The organism is Candidatus Nomurabacteria bacterium, from assembly GCA_020847275.1.
Classification (GTDB): Bacteria; Patescibacteriota; Minisyncoccia; order Phycocordibacterales; family JACOZG01; genus JADLCI01.
In genome coordinates this window covers 146,174-167,879 of sequence record JADLCI010000007.1, presented here as the reverse complement: position 1 = coordinate 167,879, position 21,706 = coordinate 146,174, and the positions used below count along the sequence as shown (strand labels likewise).

The following is a 21,706-nucleotide window of genomic DNA, read 5'->3' as shown; positions in this document are numbered from 1 at the left end:
GTCCTCTGCGCCTTCGTAGTATTAGGGAAAGTCAATGCAACTACTAAAATTATTGGGACGACAGGAATGGATTCTCCTAAATGTTTTGATGGTGCCTCGGACAGACCCGTATTTTTCTATCGCCAAGATACCATATTCAGAACAACTTGGATAAAACCGACATCTTACTCCACGATGGTAAAGAAACGGAGACAGGGTGTTTTGGTAGACGATTATTAAATAGACAAGAAAGCTAGACATAATGAACCACCTCCTCTTTTTTCACAGACTTAGAACCGCACTTAGGACATTTATCAAGATCTATTACCCGTTGATGTGGCAGGGCAATCGCGGGTAACCAACAACCACTACAACAGGCCATGACCTTTAGTTGATTCCCGGCCTTCTTTTGATTTTCTAATCGAATGTCTGATTTTCCGTAAAACCACACGTTATCACAAGCCACACAGGTACATTTGGTTTCGCGGACTTCTTTATTTCTATGAAGCTCCTTTTTCTCGTTGTTAGTCAGCCGTCGCGGCATTGACGGAAATTTTATATTTCTCACCCCTCTAGCAAGAGGGGGCCAGGAAAAAACACCAACAACAAACACGACTGTTCCTAATCCAGGTGAGCCAGAAGAGGCAAAAACAAAACCCAAAATAATGAGAAAGATCGACGGCAAATAATAAACTATCGATACAAATTTTCGGCTGAATGATCTTCCGTTGCCATTCTTTGACATATTAGGAATTTTCTCTTGTCCCGTCCTCATAGATAATAGTGCTTGGTTCCCAATCGTATTGCAGTTTTTCTAATGCAGTTTGACGCAACTTAATATCTTCTTCCATAAATTGATTGTATTCGACGCCAATAGAATAGAGTTTGCTCTCTCCCTGTTTTAATCCACCGTCATAGGAAATATCGATGTGCTTAATCGCATCTCCAAAAAGATCTTTAATAACAATGCTCCCCTTCACACCCTGAATATCTTTGCCAGTAAGATTGTTGAGCTGTAAGACAAGCGTATTTTTGGTTTGATAATTTTCATCAGAGAATCCCTTCTTAGTAATTTCCAGACTAACTTTCTTGCTTAAATCATTGCTTGGTTCAGATGATTGGGCGGTGTCTTTAGACATTAGATTATCGATACTAGGCAATCCTTTCAAAGCAATAATTTTCCACCGGCGGTCACTTTGTTTTAGCATCCTCATCTCTAAACCATTTTCGACGGTAACAATAGCAGTGTCTCCGTTTACCTTAATAGTTCTCTTGCCTTGGATTGTCGTTGCAATACTGCTAGTCGCTGTTGACGGATTTGTCAGAGACTCTTTAAGACTATCCGAGAATTTCTGCTTCATAGCTGGCTTCATATTATTCAACATGCTTTGTCCCAGGGCGGCACCGAGAGCCCCGAAAGGATTGTCTTTCAAATCTTTAACTGCTGATTCGGCTACCTGGGCCTGGATATCTGTCCAGAGATTCTCAAAAATAGCGTCGGTGTCGAAATAAGAAAGAGCTGTAGTAACGTCTTTGTTATCAACAGCTCCTTTGATTTGGATGAGCGAGTATTGAGGAGTTCCGGCCCACCAATAATAATATCCTCCGCCAGCAACTAGAATGAAAACTCCAATTCCTATAATCAAACTAAAAAGTTTATTTCTCGGCATAGTTTTATAAATTACTAATAATCTGCCGAGATGAACCTCTGTTTTTATTTAAAAACAGAAAGCCCACCACGGGTAGCAGCCTTTCGGCCACTCATATCAGTTTCCCGATATGGCCTATCAAGCGACCCCATGATGGGTTTTCTGGGCTTGATAGGACTTTTCACCATGCCCGGCAACGCCGAGTTTAGGCTACTTTTGCTTATTCAATTGTCAGGAGCATGATAGCACATTTGGCTATCGTGAAGCATCCTAGCTTAATCAGGAGATATTGCGAAGCGTTAGTTACCAACAGGTTCAAATTTGGTAAATACAGAGGTTTTGTAAAATTGGCATAATGATCTGAACGATCTGCCATACAAACAAGCCGACAAACAACGCAAATGGCACAAGAAAGAACCACGGGCTCTTCCCGCCATTTACTTGCCTCAGGACCTTGGTCCTATCAGTGACTTCTTTGTATAGTGCTCGGAGAAAATTTGTGGCGATGTATATAAAACCAAAAGCAATAAGTGTCTTGAGCGCATCGTTACCTGCCTGAGAAAGATTGGGGGCTCCGCAGTATGCTTGCGAGAGAAAAATGATCAGCGATAAACTAGCGCCGACAACAAAGAGTGATTTCATTACCGCATGCCCGGCCAATGCCCAAGCAACGGTCACTAGAAGAATGAGTTCAATGAGAAGTAACGTGTATCCAATCTTTTGAAACGTCTCCTTAAAGAAGGTCATTCCAACGAACACGATTGTGGCGAGTAGCAAAAAGACGATATAAGCGATAATCTGCCTCTTCTCTAAACTTTGGATAAAATTTCTGATTTTATGAATCATGTTAGTAAAAAGTGACGCCACTTCTCTTCAGATCATCTCTAATCCTTGTATAATCAGGAATTACTTTCTCGACTAGATTCCAAAACTTCTTGGAATGATTAAATTCCTTGAGGTGGCATAGTTCGTGAACGATGATGTAGTCGGCAAGCCGTTGCGGAAGCAGCACAATTTTATAGTTAAAATTTAGGTTTCCTTTTTTAGAGCAACTGCCCCAGCGAGTCTTCTGATTCTTTATATTGATCTTGTTAAAAATGAACTTATGCTTTTTGTTGAAATACTGCACTCGCTCAATCGCAAGCTCATAAGCGCGGTCTTTATTTTTAAGATAGTCCTCGTGTGAGTAACGAGTAATTGCAAGACCCTTGAATTGCTCGAAAAACGCTATCTTTGAGAAAAGCCATTGGCTTTTCTCTCGGATAAACCTCTCCGCAACCGTCTCTTTGAGATCAAACGGCGTAGTAACAACTATTGTACCGTCACAATACACGGCGAGACGCATTCTTCGAGCTCGCTTGCTCTTCCGGAGAGTGTAGGTGACCTTTTTATTTTGAAGAGCGATTTCTCTTTTCATGGCTAGAATTTTTTGATCACAATATCAACCAGCCGATTGAGATATTTTTGGAAGTCGGCGGCTTTTATGCGGTCCTTATACTCTCTGAGCACAAGTTCCTGCACGATACGCTTTACCTCCTTGAGAAATTCTTCACGCTTAGACGACTCCTGCCATCCTTCGTCGAGTATATCCTCAAGCCGCTTCGTCATCTCCTTAATGAACTCTCGAATCACATCCTTGTCCCCCTCAATAAATTCGGTAGAAATGACATATAGTCCGTACTCCTTGAGCGAGTATCCAAGCTCTTTTGCCTCGTCTCCTTTTTTCTTTATGTCCTCGAGGAGTTGCTGATAGCGCTTGATGCGCTCGGAGAGGTCAATCTGGTGCTGTTCAAACTCCTTGCGGATGAGGGCAAGTCGTTCGCTGAATTTTTTGTACGCTGGATTGGTATCGACGTTGATGGAGATTTCCTGCTTGAGCATTTTCTCAAGATTGAGAGCTTTCTCCTCATCGTCCATTTTGTTAAGCCGTTCCATCACATAGAGATCGTTCACGTTAAGCTCGCGGAAGTTCTTAGTGATACCCTCGTAGTCAACGCGTTGCTGGATGAGCTGTTTTACTTTCTCACCATATTCAGCGAGAAGTTCTGCATCGGACATCTTTGCCCCATATTCTTTATCGAAAGCCAAATACACGCTGGTAAGCCACTCAAAGGCGCGCACGTGTTCCTTCAAGAACGGATCGGGAGAGAGTATCTCAAACAACAGTTTGAGCCGCGCATACTTGCTACGCAGAAATTTCTGTTTGTCCAAATTCTCAGCAAATATCTTGAGACAGCGACGCAGGTTATCAATCGACGGGTCTTCGATATTGATGCCCGTAAAGATATTCATAATCTCCTCAAGCACTTCAACAAACTCTTCCTTGAGCTTATCGATGTTGATCATGGCCGAGTCGACCACACTCTCGTCAAAATCGAGCGCTTTGTAGAGACTCTTGGTGACGCCGTAGTAATCAATTACCTTTCCTGCGCCTTTGTTTGGGTAGACGCGGTTTGTGCGAGCGATTGCTTGCAGGAGATTGTGATCCCAGAGCGGCTTGTCGAGATACATTATCTGTTCAACCGGAGCATCGAAGCCCGTAAGAAGCATGTCGCAGACCAGCAGGAATTTGAGAGGACTTGCAGGGTCCTTGAACTCGTTGATAATCTTCTCTCGCTTTGCCTTGGTCGTGTTGTACTTGCGCAGGTCTTCCGTGTCGGTGTTTGGATCGCCGGGCGAATACACCACCTCCGACCACTCCTTGGGTACCAGCTGATCCAAGAGCTTCTTATACTTCGCTACCGCTTCGCGGTCGTAGCAGACAATCTGTGCCTTAAATCCCGCCGGTTCTACGTAGAGTCGGTAGTGCTCAACGATATCGCGGGCGACGGCTTCCATGCGTCTGTCGAGCTTCACGATTGCTTCCTTCTTGCCGTACTTCTTAGCCACCGCGTCCTTTTCTTTTTCTGAGAGCCCTTGAGTCAGCTCTTCAAACTGCTTATCGAGCTTCTCCTCGTCAATGAAGAATTTTGAGAGTCGCGCCTCGTAGGTAACCGGAAGCGTCGCACCGTCGTCAATCGCTTGCTGAATAGAGTAGTAATCCAAATATCGCTCGCCGTCCTGCCCGAAATTGCGGTGTGTATTGAGAGTGACGCGGTCGATGGGCGTTCCGGTGAAGCCAAAGAAGAAGGCACTGCCCATGGCACTCCGCAAATTAATAGCGGAGATACCCTCGTTATCACGGTGGGCCTCGTCTGAGAGCACAATCACATTCTCATCAAAACTCTTTATCGAATCACCGAGCTCCGAGAACTTCTGGATCGTAGAGATGAAAATCCCGCGCTCGGGAGACTGGATTTTCTGCTCCAAATCGACGCGTGACTCGACGCGTATCACATTCTTCCCGCCACAATTAATAAATGTTTCGTAAATCTGGTCGTCCAGGTCGATGCGGTCAACGAGAATAAACACCTTAGGGTTCTTGAGTTCTTTATTGAAGCGCAGTTTCCAGGCAGTAAAGTACATCGTGAGCGATTTGCCTGACCCTTGAGTGTGCCAGATGAGCCCACGCTTTTTTTCTCCACCAAGTACTCGCTCGACGATCTTGTTCGTCGCGCGAAGTTGCTGGTAGCGGGCTATTTTCTTAACCGTCTGCTCCTTCTCTTTCTCGAAGACGATAAAGTTCTGGACAACATCCAAGAGACGATTCTTCTCAAGCAGAGCCACCAGCGTCATTTCTAGCTCGCCACCCTCGGCCTTTTCAAGTTCCTCGTCCTTCCAGTGCAGAAAATTCTGCGCAGGAGCATGGGTCGCGCCGTACACCGTCTGGAGCCCGTCGGTCGCAATGTTGAAACAGTTAGTCCAAAAGAGCTTAAAGGCATTGCGCTCGTAGCGTTTTATCTGCCCTACGGCCTTCGAGTAATCCACACTACTTGCGGCTGTCGGACTTTTTGCTTCGATGTCCACAACCGGGAGTCCATTCAAAAACACCATTACGTCTGGACGGATATTCTCGGAGTTGCCCTCAAAGTAGAACTGGTTTGTGACGACAAAATGGTTATTAGAAGGGTTATCAAAGTCAACAATGAGATAGTCCCGCATTTTGCCGGTCTGCGGATCCTTGAGATTTACGCCATAGCGAAGCGCTTCAAGAAACGCCTCGTTGTTATCAATCTTCTTCACCTCACGAACGACAGAGAGCGCCCCATCTTCGTCAATGCCATTGATCCTTTTGACCGCCTCAAGCAGTGGGGGGGTAATGATGTACTCATTCTCAAACTCGCGGAGCTTAGCAAACTCTTGCGGCTTGATGTATTCGTAACCGAGCCTCTCCTTGAGAAACTTGATGACGTGATTTTCTACCGTGTATTGTTCGTTGAATTTCATATCACTTTATCTTCTTATTTTTCTTCTTCTTGGAGCCCTTTGGCTTAATGAAATGGCTCAAAAGCAGCTTCGCTTTTTCTAGAAGTTCATCAAAGCAAATAATTTCTATATTCCTCAAATTCGATCGGAACATATCGAAATTCTTTACCCTCTCCTTCGGAATATCTTTGGTGTTGCCAACAACGATGACGCAGCGCGGATCAAAGATCTCAAAATCGCCTTGCGCTACGGTCGAGTAATTCTTGAGGAGGGTATTCTTTTGATCTAGGACCTGATTTATTGCTCCCGTGATATCTGAAGAAATCGGGTATACCTTCCCGGCAGAGCGGTAGGCTGTGTTGTGAAGCGTTTTCGTTCTGTGAGTTTTAATTTCGATTATGGTTGCGCTGCCCGTCAGCTTATTTTTATAAATGAAATCGGCATATCGCGCTTCTTTGCCCGTGCCTTTTTGCCCACCAACATAATACTCATCCTGGAAAAGAAAATGGGGCGCGGCAAACAAGTACGAGAAGATCCAAGAGTTATCTTTGAAGAAATTGTGCCACCGTTGTTCCAGCTTCTTTGCGCCGACCCCTTTTTTGAGGGCAAGCAGTTTCTCAAACCGCGCGATGACTTTCTCAAAATAGACCTTGTCTATTTTTTCCTTCGTATGGATTAGCGTAGCGGCGTCGACGTCATAGTTTTCAATCTTGTTCTGCGCAAAATCAAGTAGCGCGCCGGAGTCGACATCTGATAACTTCCCGCCCGAGGAAGAAACTTCTCTCAAAATTCCCTTAATTGTGCCTGCAACGTAAGGAATTTTCTTTGCCTTAAGACCTAGTCCACCTGTTTGTGCCAAAATATTATGGATCGTAACCTTCTGATCCTTAGAGTGCTTCTGATTTTTAGGACGGATTGTGGAATAAATAGTCTTATAGTCGTCGACATTCAACACGAGCTCGCTCTTCCGTAGGTTTATCGATGTTGTTTTAGTAGAAATTATTATCTTTGTGACACCGGGGAAAGTTTCGTTCAAAGTCGATACAATGGGGACGGTGTCCTGCGTGAAGCCATAGCCGCGCGTCATACCCCTCATACCCTTGAGATCGAGACGGCTCACCCCATCGAAGTGAATTTCCGAGATGAGTGAGTACTTCTGCTTACCCTGGCGATTGAAAGGAAAAACGATCTCGTAAAGTTTCCCTCTCATTACCTCACGAGACTTAACATCGAAAACGGGGTCGGTATTAGCCGCATGATATATCTCCTTCGTCCTTGTCTTATTCTTTAGCGTTTCAGTGGTCATATTGTTTTTTTCTTACCGCTCAAAAGATCGTGCATAAGACCTTTCTTAAGGAGAACTAACCGTCCTCTCATTTTTCGGTTGATTGAGGTTCTTTGATCGATAAGAGTCAGCAAGGTCCCAATTTCCTGTCTCTTTATTGGAGAGGGAGCGAAAAACTCAAACTCGGAAACGATATTCCAATCTGTTCGAGGCATTTTGGTACCAAACGATTTCGAGTTTGAATGATTTATAAACTGATCCGACTGAGTAAGGTAAAAAATAAACTCGGCGTCTCTCTTTTCTTTAGGCTGGAAGACGAGTATCTCCGTAGTACAAACTCCACTAAAGTTTGCTTTCCAGTATTTCCGTAGATAGGGGCGCAACTTCCCAAACAAAATGTCACCGGCATAAAATCTTGTTTTTATGCTTGCCGTTTCAATGGAGTCACCAAATCCGAGCAATGCTCCTGAGTTTTGATCAATATGTTCTAACCCAACATACTTTTCAGACGCTTCTGTCTTCGGATCGAAGGCTTCTTTTCTGAGACTCGCCAATTCTGAGAACCTCTTCTTTGTAGAACTTTTATTGGCCGAGAGAAACTGCTTCATAAGCCCGTGCTTGAGTTTCTCTGTAGAGGTGATTATTTCGTCTGTCTTTTGAATTTCTGCATCGACCGCGGATAAAATTTCCGCGATCTTCATTTGTTCGGGAAGAGTGGGCAGTAAAACATCGACCGCTTGAATAATTGGGAGGCGGAGAGACTTCACCGTACTCCCGACTGCATTTTGTGCGAAGACTGCACGATTTGCGTACAAATATTGATATAAAAATAGAGGATAAACCGTCTCGTTCGGGAAAATAGCATACACTCTCTGATGCAGATCGAACTTGCCACTGTAGTAGCGGGGCACAAACTCTGCTCCCTCACCCGGGAGGATGACGGCGGTGTCGTCAAAAAGATATTTATTACTCCTCTTTATTGCGACCGAGCGATCGAAGAGAGGATATTCCCCGTGAGTAACAGCATCCTGCGTATTGGTCTTTCCATTTGTGATATCAGAAATATCCCCGAGTCTTGCTTGTTGCCAACCGTTGGGAATATTTTTTTGGGGCGCAGTAGCCATACTTATTTAGTCTCACCGTTAGAAAGCTCTTGATGAATATTCTGTAGCTGCTTTTTAACAAGCGCGTCCCGTCCGCGCTTTGTCGCCTCTTCTATCTTTTGATCGAGGACGAGTTCAATTGAGAGCTTCAACGGGGAGAAGTACTTGAGGCACTCTTCTTCGCTCAATTCGTGCACGCCCTTGCTCAGAATTCCGTAGATAGATTTCATCTCAAGGAGCTGGCTAGGCAAAAACGTCCTCAGCGCCTCCACTTTATCTTCCATACGATTGGTCTTGAAGTCCGCTTCGGAGACACCGACAGCAGCCATGTTCTGTTTGAATGTTGCGAGTATAAGATTCTCGAAAATCCGCCGAAGATATACGAATGACCCGGCACCCGCGCCGTGCGCAACGAGGCCGATAGCTTTCTTGAGATTTTTTAAATCTTCTTTCGGCAACACGCTGTCGTATTTCTTTCCGATTTCAGCGAACTGTATGTCTGCCAAAGACGGAAATTGACCGAGTTTAATAACTAACTCTTTACTTCTGTAAACAAAAAAACGCAACTTATCTTCACCCTTTCTTTTGCAGGTTAGGACAACTGTATAAAAACCTCGGAAGTCGTTATCGTGATACCCGATATGACCCGTTTTTATTTCATAAGTGGTGTCAAAACCACTTGCGGTGTTGTACGCATCCACATCACCACTGAATATGTCACCCTCCAACCTGCTCACTTCGATAGCTTCATACAAAGGTGCCTCAAAGTAAAAATCGTGTTTGTCGACGAACTTCTCCTCTTTTTCTTGTTGTATGTCCATGTTTGTCATATGTTAATACTTCAACTCTGTTAAATACTTTTCAACCCTTTTACCTATCTCCTCACGTTCCTTCTCGAGAACGGCGAGCTCCTTTCGGACCACTGACACATCTACCTCTTCCTCCTTGTCGCCGTTCTCGATGTAGCGCCGCACGTTGAGGTTGAATTCGTTCTCCTCAATCTCTTTGAAGCCGACGACGCGAGCGTATCCTTCTACATCCTTGTACCCAGCGTGGGCCTTAACAATTTTCTGTATGTCTTGAAAGCGGAGTGAGTTTTGGTTCTTGCCTTCGGAAAAATCCTTTTCGGCATCAATAATAAGCACTCTGCCCTGACGTTCCTTCGGCTTGTTCTTGTTGAAAATGAGGATGGCCGCAGGGATGCCCGTGCCATAAAAGAGCTTCGGCGGGAGCGCGATGACGGCTTCTATAAGGTCGTTCTTGAGTATCTGTTCGCGGATGCGCCCCTCGGAACCGCCACGGAAGAGCACACCGTGCGGGAGTACGATGCCCGCGCGACCATTTGAGTTCATGGACTTTATAATGTGGAGGACGAAGGCGTAGTCCGCATTTTTATTTGGCGGTAGTTCGTACCCGTCTATCCGACCGTATTTGTCGGATTTGAACATCTCGTATTCCCAGTCGTTGATTGAGTAGGGCGGATTGGCTACGCAGATGTCGAATGTTTTGAGAGAGCCGTTCGGATTAAGGAACTGCGGATTGGCTAACGTATCCCCACGCTGGATATCGGCGCTATCAAGACCGTGGAGGAACATGTTGATTTTAGCGATTGCAAAGGTGCCGATGTTTATTTCCTGACCGTAGAGATAGAGAGTGCGTGCCACCTGCTCGTTCTCTTTTTCTTTGAGGTAATGGAAAGCCTCGAGAAGGAAGCCGCCAGAGCCGACAGTTGGATCGTAGATGTGGTCTTTCTTGTGGGGTTTGAGGATCTCGATGATGACACGCTCGACTTCGCGCGGGGTGTAGAACTCGCCGCCTTTTTTGCCGGCGTCCGCCGCGAACTGTTTGATGAGATACTCGTATGCGTCGCCCAAGAGGTCAGAGTTTATATAAGTGTCGCCAAAATTGTATTGGGAAAAGTGGTTGATGAGTCGCTGGGTCGTCTCATTCGGGAAACGATCCTTGTTGGCGAAATCGAGGTCCTCAAAAATCCTGTCGAGCTTCGGGCTGTTCGCGTTGGCAAGCTTCTCAAAAATCTCGTTGAGCTTCTTGCCGATATTTTCTGCCCGCTCCTCCACGACCGACCAGCGACACTCCTTCGGCACCTGAAAGCGGTGATTATAATCGGCACGAGCAATCGTCTCGTCTTTGAACTCATCCATCACCTTCGCGTATTCCTCGTCCCAGACGTCGCTGATACGTTTGTAAAAGAGGAGGCCGAAGATATATTTTTTGTAGTCAGAGCTGTCGATTTTGCCCCGAAGGATGTCGGCGCTCTTCCAGAGAAACTGCTCGAGTTGCGGGAGGGTGAGCTTGCTACCCATCTTGTCGACAATTGTCTGGATGTCTTGCGGGCGGTATTTGCGGTCCCCGCGCTTACCAGCTCGGAGCGGTACCAGGATGCCTTCTTTCTCCCAGTTGCGGAGGGTGTCCTGGTGGATAGAGAAAATTTCTGCCACCTGGCTGATGGAAAGTAACTCTGGCATTTCTTTAAGTTTTGCTTGGATATCCTTGCGCATGCTGATACGGGCCATCCTATCAGAACGTAAATAACAAGTCAAGTGTTCATAGGTCTTCATAGGTCAATATCCTAGCTTGCGTTGCAAAATAAGGGCAATTTAGTTACCAACAGGTTACCTACTCGGGACGCTCTGGACTCCTTCGGGCGGTTGCGTCATTCCTTAGGGTATGACCATAGCCATATCGCCGTTAGGGGTAGCGGCCAAAGTAGCAATCCCTGTAAGGGTAAAATACTGCCTTTATGCCCGTAAAAGTTCAGAGTCCGAAGAACGCCAAATCTTGAGCATTGATAGCCAAATCAAGGAGATGCTCCAGCTGGCCGAGAAAGAGAATCTGGAGGTCGTCACCATGAAGCGAGAATCGCACTCAGCCAAAGAGACTGGTCAGCGACCAGTCTTCAATGAAATTGTTGAAGAGATAAAAGAGGGTAAGTTTAATGGCATTCTCACCTGGGCGCCAGATCGGATATCAAGAAACGCTGGTGACCTCGGCAAGATCGTGGACTTAATGGACTCCGGTAAACTCATGGAAATCCGTACCTTTGGCCAGCGTTTTAGTAACAATCCAAATGAGAAGTTCTTGCTAATGATTCTGGGATCGCAGGCTAAGTTGGAGAATGACAATCGAGGCATCAATGTGAAGCGTGGTTTGAGAACGCGAGTGGAGATGGGGTTATGGCCAGGAGTGGCTCCCGCCGGTTATCTGAACCAGAAACTGATGGATAAAAAGTGTCAGGTAATAGTGGATGCCACGAGAGCTCCCATTATCAAGAAAATCTTTGAGAAAATGGCCTACGAGAAGTGGAGCGGGCGGAAGATTCACCACTGGCTCAAATTTGAGCTCAACTTCAAGACAGTCGGTAACCACAACTTAGCACTTGGTAATATATTTCGAATCCTCCAAAACCCTTTTTACTATGGCACCTTTGAATATCCAAAAAGAAGCGGCAACTGGTATCGGGGCAAACATGAGCCGATAGTCACGAAAGAACTATTCGACAAGACGCAGGAGCAGTTAAAGCGGGACAATATCGTCCGCCAGAGTCACGAATTCGCCTTCACCAAACTCATGATTTGTGGCCTGTGTGGCTCGGGCATTTCGGCCGAGGAGAAATACAAGCTACTCAAGGATGGCACGACGGCTAAGTATATTTACTATGGCTGCGGTCGCTCCAAAGACCGAAGTTGCAAGAATCCATACTTGCGGGAGGAGGAGCTAACCGAACAGTTAACCAAAACACTTGACCAGATCGACCTGAATCAGACTGGGGTGCAGATAAAGTTTGAGAAAGAGCTGAAACGGCATAACCGATTTCAGTCTGGCGTGCTGGGCGTACGTGATCCCGAAGCCAAGCATGAGGAAATTGATCTCAAAACCTATGCCAAGTACATTCTCAAAGATGGCACTAACGAGGAGAAACGAGAACTTATGAGCTGCTTCAAATCGCGGATTAAGTTAACCAAAAAGGTGGTGACTATTGAATAAAGCCGACAGCCAACTTCTCAACCCACCAGAACTTGGTCCCAAAGTTCTGGTGGTATTTTAGAAAAACTTAAATGGCCAATACCAGTAACTTGAACGGCCGTGGCTCCGCCGATTTGGCAATACGTTTCTATGTCGGTAGAACTAATTTCTTCGTCAGACCGGTCATAAACAATGGTGGTTGTTTCCGGTTTCAATTTAAGCGATGGCTTAAATAATTCCCCAGACAACATTCGCTCCCAATCTTTATCCTCAAAGCGGTATCCCTGATAGAACGCTCGCCGAATAAACTGCTTAAGCCACTGCAGATTTTGGCCTTGGCTGTTCTGTTGATGGGAAACAAAGTCAACAATCGGTGAAAAGGCAATAACTCTGGCGACATCAGGGTTGTCGGCCAAAGACAACGCCACCGTAGCTCCCCAACTACTTCCAACCAAATAAAGCCTAGGATTGGTACTAAATTTTTGATTGCTATACAGCTCCGTTACCGACCCGCTTTTAATCAGGGCGACCAACTCTAGTATATCTAGGGCTGGAGACTGGGCCAGAAAATTACCGCCGCTTTCCCAAGTTCCACGATATCGTGGGAAAAAAACATTGTAGCCCTTAGCTTGCAACAAATCCATCACTTGACGCTGTTTAGGTACACTAGGTAGACCGTCACAAAGAATAATTGTCGCCCGTGAAGCCGGGGAAACAGAAAATTCAAATACGATGTCGCCTTGACGGCCACGGTAAATCATATAAGTAAGAATAAAGAAAAAGCCCGAGACTCGCAAGTCTCGGGCTTGATTCAGAGGGCCAATTCGGTCATTCGTTTGTAGACAAAATTGACCAGTGAATATCGTGTTGCGAGATATCCCTCGCTCATGTTGGCAACATTGCTGGCAATGCGACCAGAATCGGCTAGCCCAAGCAAGGCCAACCGCTCTGCTTCACTGAGCTGTTCTCCATACTTGTTCAAAAACAACCCAATCGTTTCCCCCAAGGACTGGTCGAGACCGTGGTGGTCTGTCAGATAGAGTAGATCTCGCACCACCTTGATCAGACGGCTGTTCAGTTGGTAGTTTGTCTCAAGCGAACGCTGGCGATTCGACTCAACGAACATTCGCCGAACCCACCAAGTGTACTCAGAGATTTTCTCGGCCACACTATGCCGTATGGCTTCTTCAGTTGGACTGGGTAAGTCCAGAAGGATATTTCTGCCCCAAAGACAGCGGGTGTGTTTAAGCACCAACTCTAGGTGATAGCAACCATGCGAACCAAGATGAAAATGGTCTGAACTGACCGGAAGTTCATCTTGGCAAACCAGGGAACAATCAATCAACATCTCGGCTGATCGGACCAGCGTCCGAAACTGTGTCGTCTCCGCCAGACTCATGCTGCCAATTACGACAACGAGATCGGTGTCGGAGAACGGCGTTGTGTCGCCGTGCTGAACCGAACCCAAGAGAAGAATGCAACGCAAGTTGTTTCCAAAGACACGTTCGCATCCACTTACTAACCATTCCAATTCTTTCATCACTGGCTCCTTACGAAAGTTCCAAGATTAGTGAATCAATTACACCTGATCGCCGAGCCTCGAGCAGACGCTGACGCAATTGCCGAGCGCTTGACCGAGACAGGCTTTGTTCGAGCGATCGAGCTCCCGATGACGTAGCTACTTGGCCACCAAGGATGAGACTAAGGTTCTGGATATTCCGCAAGAGCGAAACATCAAAACGAGTATCCTTGACATGGTAGGCCACGTGAGCGGCCAGAAACAAACGAACAGTTGATCTGTTCCACTCAAGGAAGCGTCCCATGATTGTGGCATCCGCCGGACTTTTGGTCTGGCAGTAAGCTGGTATGACCAAGTTTACTTGATCACCAACCAAGATTTCCAACAGAAGCATGGCCAAATAGCAACCAAAGAGATTCTTCTGGCTACCGATCATGACCGTTGGACGATGACCACAATGCCACAGAATCGGGAGATATAGCTGCCAGGTAAAGTCGGGGTCAAGGAAAATTCGCTCCCGACCAACCCATAAAGGTATGGCCGATTGACGTGTTCGAGAGATCAGCAACTCTGCTCCAGTAAATCTACTGGCCAGATTTGCAATTTCCCCTTGAGTAAATTCGGGTGTAACGACAAACCCCTTCTTTGGCTTTGGTAGCCTAAAAAGGTAGACATCATCACTTTCCTCATACACTGGCAATTGGCAAATTTTGCACAAGCAAACATTGCCAGTCCAGTGATACAACTTTCTGGCATCCGAAAAATTCTCGGCATTGGCTAGAGTCTCTACAATCCGGCAGGGACAGCGCTTAACTGCCCTTTTGGCCCGGAAGATTAGTCCGGCGTCGGTAAGTTGCTTGAAGAATTGGTTGATCCAATAAACGTTTTCCTGCTGATCGTCGCGCCAAACAACGTTCGGTACGATACCAACCTGCTGGCAGACCTTGAGATATCCGAGTACGTGTGGCTCAACATTAACGCTTCCAAGTTTTGAGCCATTGACGTTTAGGGCCAACACGCCGGTGCCGTCCATCTGCTGTCTGATAATGTCCATTACCAGCGGTATCAGCATCAGGCCGAGTCCGGGAGTATGGCGGGGTGTAATTGGCAATGTTACTACCACGGGCCTAGACATGATTTTCACTCCTTTCTGTAAAAGTGCAGCCGGAGCTAATCCTAGAGTTTGTATCGCAAATGTCAACCCAGGTAAGTATCTAACTATATTGCGGGCACTCGCGTCTGCCGATACTAAATACTGTGGGCGGAGGGTGAGAGATTCGAACTCTCGGTGGGTTGCCCCACACACGCTTTCCAAGCGTGCGCACTAGACCGCTATGCGAACCCTCCCGTTACCCTAGGATACGAAATTAGGCCATTTCTCGCAACATCTTGACCCTTTCCTCAATCGATGGATGAGTGAGAAAAAGTTTTGATAGGCCACCAGATTTACCTCCAAGCGGAGAGGAAATGAAAAGATGTGAGGTTGCCGTGCTAACCCTCTTCATCGGTGACGAATAATGCCCAATCTTTTCCAGAGCGGAAGCAAGGCCTTCAGGATAACGGGTGAGAAGCGCTCCAGAGGCATCGGCAAGAAATTCTCGACGGCGAGAAACGGCGAGCTGGATAAGCGTCGCCACAATCGGCGAGATAATTGCCGCAATAATCCCTAAAAACAGAAACACCCCTGACCCCCTATCGTCATCACCACGACGACGATTCCCACCCCAAAACATTGAGCGCAAGAAGATATCGGAGATCATGGCCACAAGTCCAACAAGCACCACAACGACCGTTGAGATAAGAATATCGCGGTTGCCGATATGAGATAATTCGTGGGCCAGCACGCCCTCCAGTTCTACTTTGGTCATCATCTGAAGCAGGCCCGTTGTCACTGCCACGGCCGCATGCTCTTTATTCCTACCGGTAGCGAAAGCATTTGGCGCCGGGTCATCAATCACATAAATCGCCGGTCGAGGCAGTCCAGCAGTAATCGCCAGATTCTCTACCGCCGTAAAGAGATCGAAGAATTCCTCGCGAGAGGCGGGCCGAGCGCGGGCCAGAGCAAGGGCAATCTTATCAGAATACCAGTAACTTACGAGGTTTAGAGAAATAGAAAACATCGCAAAAACATAGAGAATCAGCGGATTATCATAAGCTTGAGAAAAAACCCACCCAAGCACGATAAGAAAGAGGAAAAAGCCGAGCATCAGCGCCCAGGTCTTCCGAACATTACTTGCTTGATGAGTATAGAGAGTTGCCACTATTTAGAACTTCACCTCAACTGGTTTCCGGGCCACCTCATCCCCCGCCTCCAATTGGAAAAATTCTTTCTTCACAAAGTGGAAAAGGTTGGCGACCAAGTTGGAGGGAAAAGTGTCAATCTTGATATTGAGGTCGCGAACATTGCTATTGTAGAATCGCCGGGCTGCTTGAATTTTGTTCTCCGTATCTGACAACTCGTTTTGTAATTGCAAGAAATTCTGATTGGCCTTCAGTTCCGGATAAGCTTCGGCGATAGCGAAAACTGATTTCAGGGCACCAGTAAGCATATTCTCGGCCTCACCCTTGGCCGCCAGCCCCGTTGCCCCCATCGCCGCACTGCGAGCTTGGGTCACTTTCTCAAACGCTGTCTGTTCGTGTGTGGCATAACCCTTGACCGTGTTCATTAAATTGGGAATGAGATCGTAACGACGCTTCATCTGTACATCAATATCGCTCCACGCCTCATCAGCCCGCAGGCGATATGTGACAAGCCCGTTGTAACTAAAGATTAACCAAGCGAGAACGACTGCAATGATTATAAGTAACCACATAATATTTTATTCTTTTGTTAAATTGTCTGATTTATTCATATTAGGATGATTATAGCATAAAAGTTCGAATAATCACCGTTGCAAGTATCGCTAGTGTTGCGAAGAAGGTGGGAACAAGTACCGCTAAGGCCTTGGTCTGAACAGGAGTTAAATTCAATTTAGCAACAACAGAAGACCCTTTTTCCTGTTCACCAATCGCCTTCGTATCTAATACATCCGAAGCTAGATCGTTCTCATTACAAGCTCGTTCCACCCTTGGCCGACAAGAGGTGGTGCCATACTGGGTCAGTTCCACGCACTCACGGGTCTGCTTACCATCCACGCATTCACTCCAGCCCTGTCGACACAGCCAACGTTCTCGGCAGGTGGACAATTCTGGCGATTCGGTTGTACCGGACACTGGTGATGATTTTGTGGCTGGGATTGTCTCGGGGACTTGCCTTACTGGCGGTGGTTGATTGGGGGCGAGTAAACATTTCTCAACATCAAGCCGACAAGCCCGCGGTGAACTTCCCGAATAACAGCGCAAACTCCCGCCGCCCAAGAAACCAAGCAACCGACAACTTAAACCACCCATCAGATTACCGTCACATTGTTCTCCGGCATCGAGAACACCGTCCCCACAAGCAGCGGGGGTGATTAATTCTGGTTCCTCGTCCTCGGTCCGTGGCTCAACCTCAACTACCGGTTCCTCTTCCAAAACTGGCGGGGGCGGGGGCGGATTTACCAGATCAAGTTCGAAAGCGCCAATCGTACAACCGCCACCAGCACTACGACTTCTGCCGTCGAAATCAACAGTGACCTCAGGCAAACAAGGTGCCGCATTGATAGCGGGACTCGTCGCTTGCAGGTGAAAATCTCCCGCGCTGGGATTAATAAACTTGGGATCGCCTTCGATATTTCCCGAAGCCCAGGGCAAACTATTGAATTCAGCAACCGAGTAACGATTATAGGTGTTGTTTCTAAAGTTACGACTAACGATTGGCTTTTCTTCGGGACGGAAATCTTTCACCAAATTATTTTGGAAAATATTGCCGTAACCGTTGTTACCCTCATAGTCATAACCATACACTCGAATTTCCCCGTGCAGGAATTGTCCTTCACTTTGATACTGCTGGATGCCATAAGTGATATTGTTCTTTATCTGATTATTGTTAACCCAATTATTGGTACCAAACAGGCCATTGCTCCCCAAGCTGATATTGTTGTAATTGGTAGAGTAGACAGTGTTATGAAAAATTTTATTGTTATTGTTCTGTGAAAAATTGGAATCTTGAGAATTTCCCAAAGAAATCCCATTGCCGTTGTTGGCTCCATTATAGACAATATTGTTGTAGATTAAGCTGTCATTCTCACCCAATAGTTCAATCCCGTGAGAGCGGTTGGATAGATCATTGGGAATAGAATTATAGTTTTTTATAATATTGTTGCGAATTATATTATTGTGACTGCCAACACCAGATGCCATGCCCGTGTGAAAAACGTTAGAGATGACATTGTTCTGAATCGTTACGCCATAGGAATTGAATCTTGTAGTCAGTGGAATATGGGCACAATCCTTAAACTCACTGTTCTCAACCACGCCATTTCTCACGTTATCAAGCTGGAGTCCGTCTCCGTTGAATTTCAAGGCGGGGTAAACATCTGTACTGGCCTGACAGGTTATCTTTATGTTTTGAATCTTGAAGTTATCAGAATTGTATAATTTAACCGCGTGTCCCCAACCTTCCCTACTATGATCACTCGGCCAGCGATTACCGAATCCGATATCGTTAACAGACTGGAAGGGTTCTATGGTTAGGTTACGCAGTTCAAGTCCAGTGTTATTAGAGAAAGATAGGAGCACGGGCATGTATAATGAGCCCTCCGATGTATCAATATGTCCAACAATGGTAAATCCTTCTAGTGTTAGATAGTCTGTTGTTGCTGAAAACAATCTTTCATAAGAAGTAGACCCGCCACGCCAAATCACCATATCGCCAGGATATGGCTTAATAGTGATGCGACCACTCGGAGTGCCGTCAGAAATAATTCCCGCTTCGCGTCCGGTATAATCTCCCGCTCGAAAGTAGACCGTGTCGCCAGGGCGAACGGTTAAACCGTGATTTTCCGTTAAGCCAGCGAGACCACACCACGGTGTCTGCGGGTTAAGTGCCTGACTTCGAGAGTGCTGGTCACTGCAATTAGAATTATTTTTATCAACGAAGAGAACACTTGAACCGTTAGCGAGATTATTCGGATCAGAATTGGAGCTACCGCCAGGATTATCCCCCGCTGGCGGCGGAGTCCCAGTATTAGAGACGCTGACCGTCACCGTCGGCGACAATCCAACATTCCCGGCGGCGTCATAGGCTCTTGTTTGTAGTGTATGGGTAGAATTGGAAGAGGCAGTTGTGTCCCAAATAAAGTTGTATGGACGAGAACCCGTACTTCTAAAGAGCGATTCATCCTTCCAAAGCTCGACCCTGTTCACCGACACATTGTCACTGGCCGTCGCGGTGACAGTTACCAGGCCAGACAATACTTCCCCACCACCAGGAGAAGTAATCTGGGTCGTGGGCGGGATAGTTTCTTGTCCCACAACCTCAACCTTCTGGCCACTAATCTGTGCCAGTTGCAAACTAGGAAATAATCCATCGGGCGTCGAAGAATTAGAAAAATAATAAAACCCAAATACAACAATAAATACCAATAAAACACCCAAAATAAACTCGTCCCTTCGACGCAATGAAGGATTAGACATTTACCCCAATAATACAACAACCCTTGTTAGATTAGTAGCCCATGCTCCCCATTCCGCCTGGCATACCACCACCCATTGGACTCTCCTTCTCTTCTTTGACCTCATCCGTAATCGCCACCTCGGTGGTCAGAAGAATCGCTGCCGCGCTTGCCGCCCGCTCCAGTCCAGTCCTAGTCACTTTCACTGGATCAATAATCCCCGCCGTGAACATGTCGGTCACAATCTTATCGGCATTAGCATCATAACCTTCGTTACCCTTACCGTTTTTTACTTTGTCTAAGATTACTTCGCCATCATCCTTCCCAGCATTGATCGCAATCTGACGAAGAGGCGCATCCAATGACTTAAGAAGCACCTTCACGCCAACTTCAAATTCATGAGCGATATCCGCGGACGGTGATTTGAGCGTCTTACCCGCAACCTTCACTCCTGCCCGTACTAGGGCCACACCGCCACCAGCGACAATTCCTTCTTCAATCGCCGCCTTGGTTGCCTCCACGGCGTCTTCCATTTTCAGTTTCAAATATTTCATTTCCGCCTCGGTTGCGGCACCAACCTTGATTACGGCCACACCGCCACCAAGCTTACCCAAGCGCTCTTGCAACTTCTCCTGATCATACTTGGAGTCACTCTGGGCAATTTGTTTTTTAATCTGACTCATCCGTGCTTCCAAATCCGCCTTCTTCCCTGCGCCACCAACAATTGTCGTATTCTCTTTCGTCGCCACAATCTTCCGAGCCCGACCAAGCATTTTCAAGTCGACACTTTCCAACTTACGTCCAACCTCTTCAGAGATTACCTGCCCACCAGTTAGTATCGCAATATCTTCCAACATCTCTTTCTTCCGATCACCAAAACCCGGTGCTTTGAGGGCAAGGGTATTGAATGTCCCGCGTAATTTATTAACAACCAGAGTGGCCAGAGCCTCACCGTCCACATCTTCGGCAATAATTACCAACTCCTTCTTTCCACCCTGCGCGACTTTTTCCAAGAGTGGTAGGATGTCTTTAATACTCGAGATTTTTTTATCGGTAATTAAAATCAGAGCATCTCGATATTCCGCCTCCATCCTTTCAGCGTCTGTCACCATATAGGGCGAGAGATAACCCTTTTCAAACTGCATCCCCTCTACTAATTCTGACTCCACGCCGAAACTTTGAGACTCTGCCACTGTCACCACACCGTTCTTCCCAACCTTCTCAATTGCTTCGGCAATAATTGCGCCATATTCGGTTGATTCGGCTGAAATTGTTGCAATTTGTTTAATTTCCTCTTTGTTTTTAATCGGTTTAGCCAGATCACGGAGAGCCGCAACCACTTCACGAGCCGCGTGCTCAATTCCAATTCGTAAACCCATCGCATTGACACCAAGTGTCGTTTTCTTAAAGCCCTCACTAATTAGAGCTTGCGCCAAGACAACCGCCGTCGTTGTGCCGTCACCCGCCGCATCATTTGTCTTCTGGGCCACATCTTTGATAATTTCGGCACCCATATTCTCAACCTTATCTTTCAAACCAATCTCCTTCGCAATGGAAACACCATCATTGGTAATAGTTGGCGTGCCATAACCCTTGTCTAGAATGACATTGCGTCCCTTGGGACCAATTGTAATTCGCACCGCATCTGCCACCTGATCAATGCCCCGCTTGAGTGCCTTCCGTGCGTCATCACCAAAAATAATTTGTTTCGTCATAATTGTTATTTACTCAACTATCGCTAAAATGTTGGACTCGCTAATAATGTAGTACTCTTTACCGTCAATCTTTACCTCGTCCGGGCCATATTTAGAAAAAATTATTTGCTGGCCCTTTTTTACCGCAACGGGAATCAGTTTGCCATCGTCCGTGCGGCGCCCCTCTCCCACTGCCACCACCTTCCCCTGTTCACCCCTTTCTTTATTTACGGTGTCTGGGGTAATAATTCCCGATTTTGTCTTCTTAGTTGAATCATCAATCAACTCAACTAGCACTCTATCACCCAAAGGTTTTATTTTGTTACTCATAGTGCCGACATTATACTCGGGAAAAAAGCCGAGTCAAGATAATATTAAGGATCACTTGCTCTATTTTTATCTTCTGCTATACTCACTGCTAATGTTATTCTTCGCTAATATCTTGCCCTGGTTGCAGGTTGCGCTGGCCGTGCTTCTGGTCGTGGCAATCCTTCTGCAACAATCCAGCGAGGGTCTTGGAAGCGCTTTTGGTGGCGGCAATTCTGGCGGCGTCTTCCATGCTAAACGCGGTTTTGAAAAAACCCTGTTCCTGGGCACGATTATCTTGGCGGGACTATTTATTATTGCGAACATTCTCAATCTTTTCCTCTAAAT

Annotated in this window: 20 protein-coding genes and 1 tRNA gene; 2 read left to right on the top strand and 19 right to left on the bottom strand. The window is 46.5% G+C overall.

Features of this window, described 5'->3' with window-relative positions:
* Positions 1 to 21: 21 nt before the first annotated feature.
* The 10 genes from yidD to IT398_02185 all read right to left on the bottom strand — a co-directional run bounded on the left by yidD (position 22) and on the right by IT398_02185 (position 10,900).
* Positions 22 to 240 (bottom strand): membrane protein insertion efficiency factor YidD, encoded by a 219-nt coding sequence (gene yidD, locus IT398_02230; GenBank protein ID MCC6290857.1) that lies wholly within the window; start codon positions 238 to 240, stop codon positions 22 to 24.
* Positions 233 to 724: a hypothetical protein gene (locus IT398_02225; GenBank protein MCC6290856.1), complete on the bottom strand. Its 492-nt coding sequence runs from the start codon at positions 722 to 724 to the stop codon at positions 233 to 235. Before IT398_02225 ends, yidD begins: the two co-directional genes overlap by 8 nt.
* A 1-nt stretch (position 725) precedes the next feature.
* The gene (locus tag IT398_02220; GenBank protein ID MCC6290855.1) at positions 726 to 1,649 is read right to left on the bottom strand and encodes a DUF2939 domain-containing protein; all 924 of its coding nucleotides are present in this window, start codon (positions 1,647 to 1,649) and stop codon (positions 726 to 728) included.
* Between the two features lie 294 nt (positions 1,650 to 1,943).
* Positions 1,944 to 2,474, bottom strand: coding sequence for a hypothetical protein (locus IT398_02215; protein ID MCC6290854.1), 531 nt, complete (start codon positions 2,472 to 2,474; stop codon positions 1,944 to 1,946).
* Between the two features lies 1 nt (position 2,475).
* Positions 2,476 to 3,045 (bottom strand): M48 family metallopeptidase, encoded by a 570-nt coding sequence (locus tag IT398_02210; GenBank protein ID MCC6290853.1) that lies wholly within the window; start codon positions 3,043 to 3,045, stop codon positions 2,476 to 2,478.
* A 2-nt stretch (positions 3,046 to 3,047) separates the two neighbouring features.
* Positions 3,048 to 5,954 carry an HsdR family type I site-specific deoxyribonuclease gene (locus tag IT398_02205; protein MCC6290852.1) on the bottom strand — a complete coding sequence of 969 codons (2,907 nt, stop codon included), beginning with the start codon at positions 5,952 to 5,954 and terminating at the stop codon, positions 3,048 to 3,050.
* 1 nt (position 5,955) lies between these two features.
* A complete protein-coding gene (locus IT398_02200; GenBank protein MCC6290851.1) occupies positions 5,956 to 7,239 on the bottom strand; it encodes a DUF4263 domain-containing protein in 1,284 nt (427 codons plus the stop codon).
* Positions 7,236 to 8,342, bottom strand: a complete 1,107-nt coding sequence (locus IT398_02195; GenBank protein ID MCC6290850.1) for a restriction endonuclease subunit S — start codon at positions 8,340 to 8,342, stop codon at positions 7,236 to 7,238. Before IT398_02195 ends, IT398_02200 begins: the two co-directional genes overlap by 4 nt.
* A 2-nt stretch (positions 8,343 to 8,344) precedes the next feature.
* Positions 8,345 to 9,142 carry a hypothetical protein gene (locus IT398_02190; protein MCC6290849.1) on the bottom strand — a complete coding sequence of 266 codons (798 nt, stop codon included), beginning with the start codon at positions 9,140 to 9,142 and terminating at the stop codon, positions 8,345 to 8,347.
* 12 nt (positions 9,143 to 9,154) lie between these two features.
* Positions 9,155 to 10,900 (bottom strand): type I restriction-modification system subunit M, encoded by a 1,746-nt coding sequence (locus IT398_02185; GenBank protein ID MCC6290848.1) that lies wholly within the window; start codon positions 10,898 to 10,900, stop codon positions 9,155 to 9,157.
* A gap of 109 nt (positions 10,901 to 11,009) precedes the next feature.
* On the opposite strand from IT398_02185, the gene IT398_02180 reads away from it, so the two are divergent.
* On the top strand, positions 11,010 to 12,326 hold the full coding sequence (locus IT398_02180) for a recombinase family protein (GenBank protein MCC6290847.1): 1,317 nt from the start codon (positions 11,010 to 11,012) through the stop codon (positions 12,324 to 12,326).
* 17 nt (positions 12,327 to 12,343) lie between these two features.
* On the opposite strand, the gene IT398_02175 is transcribed toward IT398_02180, so the two are convergent.
* The 9 genes from IT398_02175 to IT398_02135 form a co-directional block, all read right to left on the bottom strand.
* On the bottom strand, positions 12,344 to 13,066 hold the full coding sequence (locus tag IT398_02175; GenBank protein ID MCC6290846.1) for a hypothetical protein: 723 nt from the start codon (positions 13,064 to 13,066) through the stop codon (positions 12,344 to 12,346).
* A gap of 50 nt (positions 13,067 to 13,116) precedes the next feature.
* Positions 13,117 to 13,845 (bottom strand): hypothetical protein, encoded by a 729-nt coding sequence (locus IT398_02170; protein ID MCC6290845.1) that lies wholly within the window; start codon positions 13,843 to 13,845, stop codon positions 13,117 to 13,119.
* A gap of 10 nt (positions 13,846 to 13,855) precedes the next feature.
* Positions 13,856 to 14,959: a hypothetical protein gene (locus tag IT398_02165; GenBank protein ID MCC6290844.1), complete on the bottom strand. Its 1,104-nt coding sequence runs from the start codon at positions 14,957 to 14,959 to the stop codon at positions 13,856 to 13,858.
* 127 nt (positions 14,960 to 15,086) lie between these two features.
* A tRNA-Ser gene (locus IT398_02160) sits at positions 15,087 to 15,171 on the bottom strand.
* Between the two features lie 20 nt (positions 15,172 to 15,191).
* On the bottom strand, positions 15,192 to 16,031 hold the full coding sequence (locus tag IT398_02155; protein ID MCC6290843.1) for a M48 family metallopeptidase: 840 nt from the start codon (positions 16,029 to 16,031) through the stop codon (positions 15,192 to 15,194).
* A 57-nt stretch (positions 16,032 to 16,088) separates the two neighbouring features.
* Positions 16,089 to 16,637, bottom strand: a complete 549-nt coding sequence (locus IT398_02150) for a LemA family protein (protein ID MCC6290842.1) — start codon at positions 16,635 to 16,637, stop codon at positions 16,089 to 16,091.
* A 49-nt stretch (positions 16,638 to 16,686) separates the two neighbouring features.
* Positions 16,687 to 19,380 (bottom strand): right-handed parallel beta-helix repeat-containing protein, encoded by a 2,694-nt coding sequence (locus IT398_02145; protein MCC6290841.1) that lies wholly within the window; start codon positions 19,378 to 19,380, stop codon positions 16,687 to 16,689.
* A 31-nt stretch (positions 19,381 to 19,411) separates the two neighbouring features.
* Positions 19,412 to 21,073: a chaperonin GroEL gene (groL, locus tag IT398_02140; protein MCC6290840.1), complete on the bottom strand. Its 1,662-nt coding sequence runs from the start codon at positions 21,071 to 21,073 to the stop codon at positions 19,412 to 19,414.
* A gap of 9 nt (positions 21,074 to 21,082) precedes the next feature.
* On the bottom strand, positions 21,083 to 21,382 hold the full coding sequence (locus IT398_02135; GenBank protein MCC6290839.1) for a co-chaperone GroES: 300 nt from the start codon (positions 21,380 to 21,382) through the stop codon (positions 21,083 to 21,085).
* Between the two features lie 91 nt (positions 21,383 to 21,473).
* Here IT398_02135 and secG point away from each other — a divergent pair, with 91 nt between their 5' ends.
* Positions 21,474 to 21,704, top strand: coding sequence for a preprotein translocase subunit SecG (secG, locus tag IT398_02130; GenBank protein ID MCC6290838.1), 231 nt, complete (start codon positions 21,474 to 21,476; stop codon positions 21,702 to 21,704).
* The last annotated feature ends 2 nt before the right edge of the window (positions 21,705 to 21,706 follow it).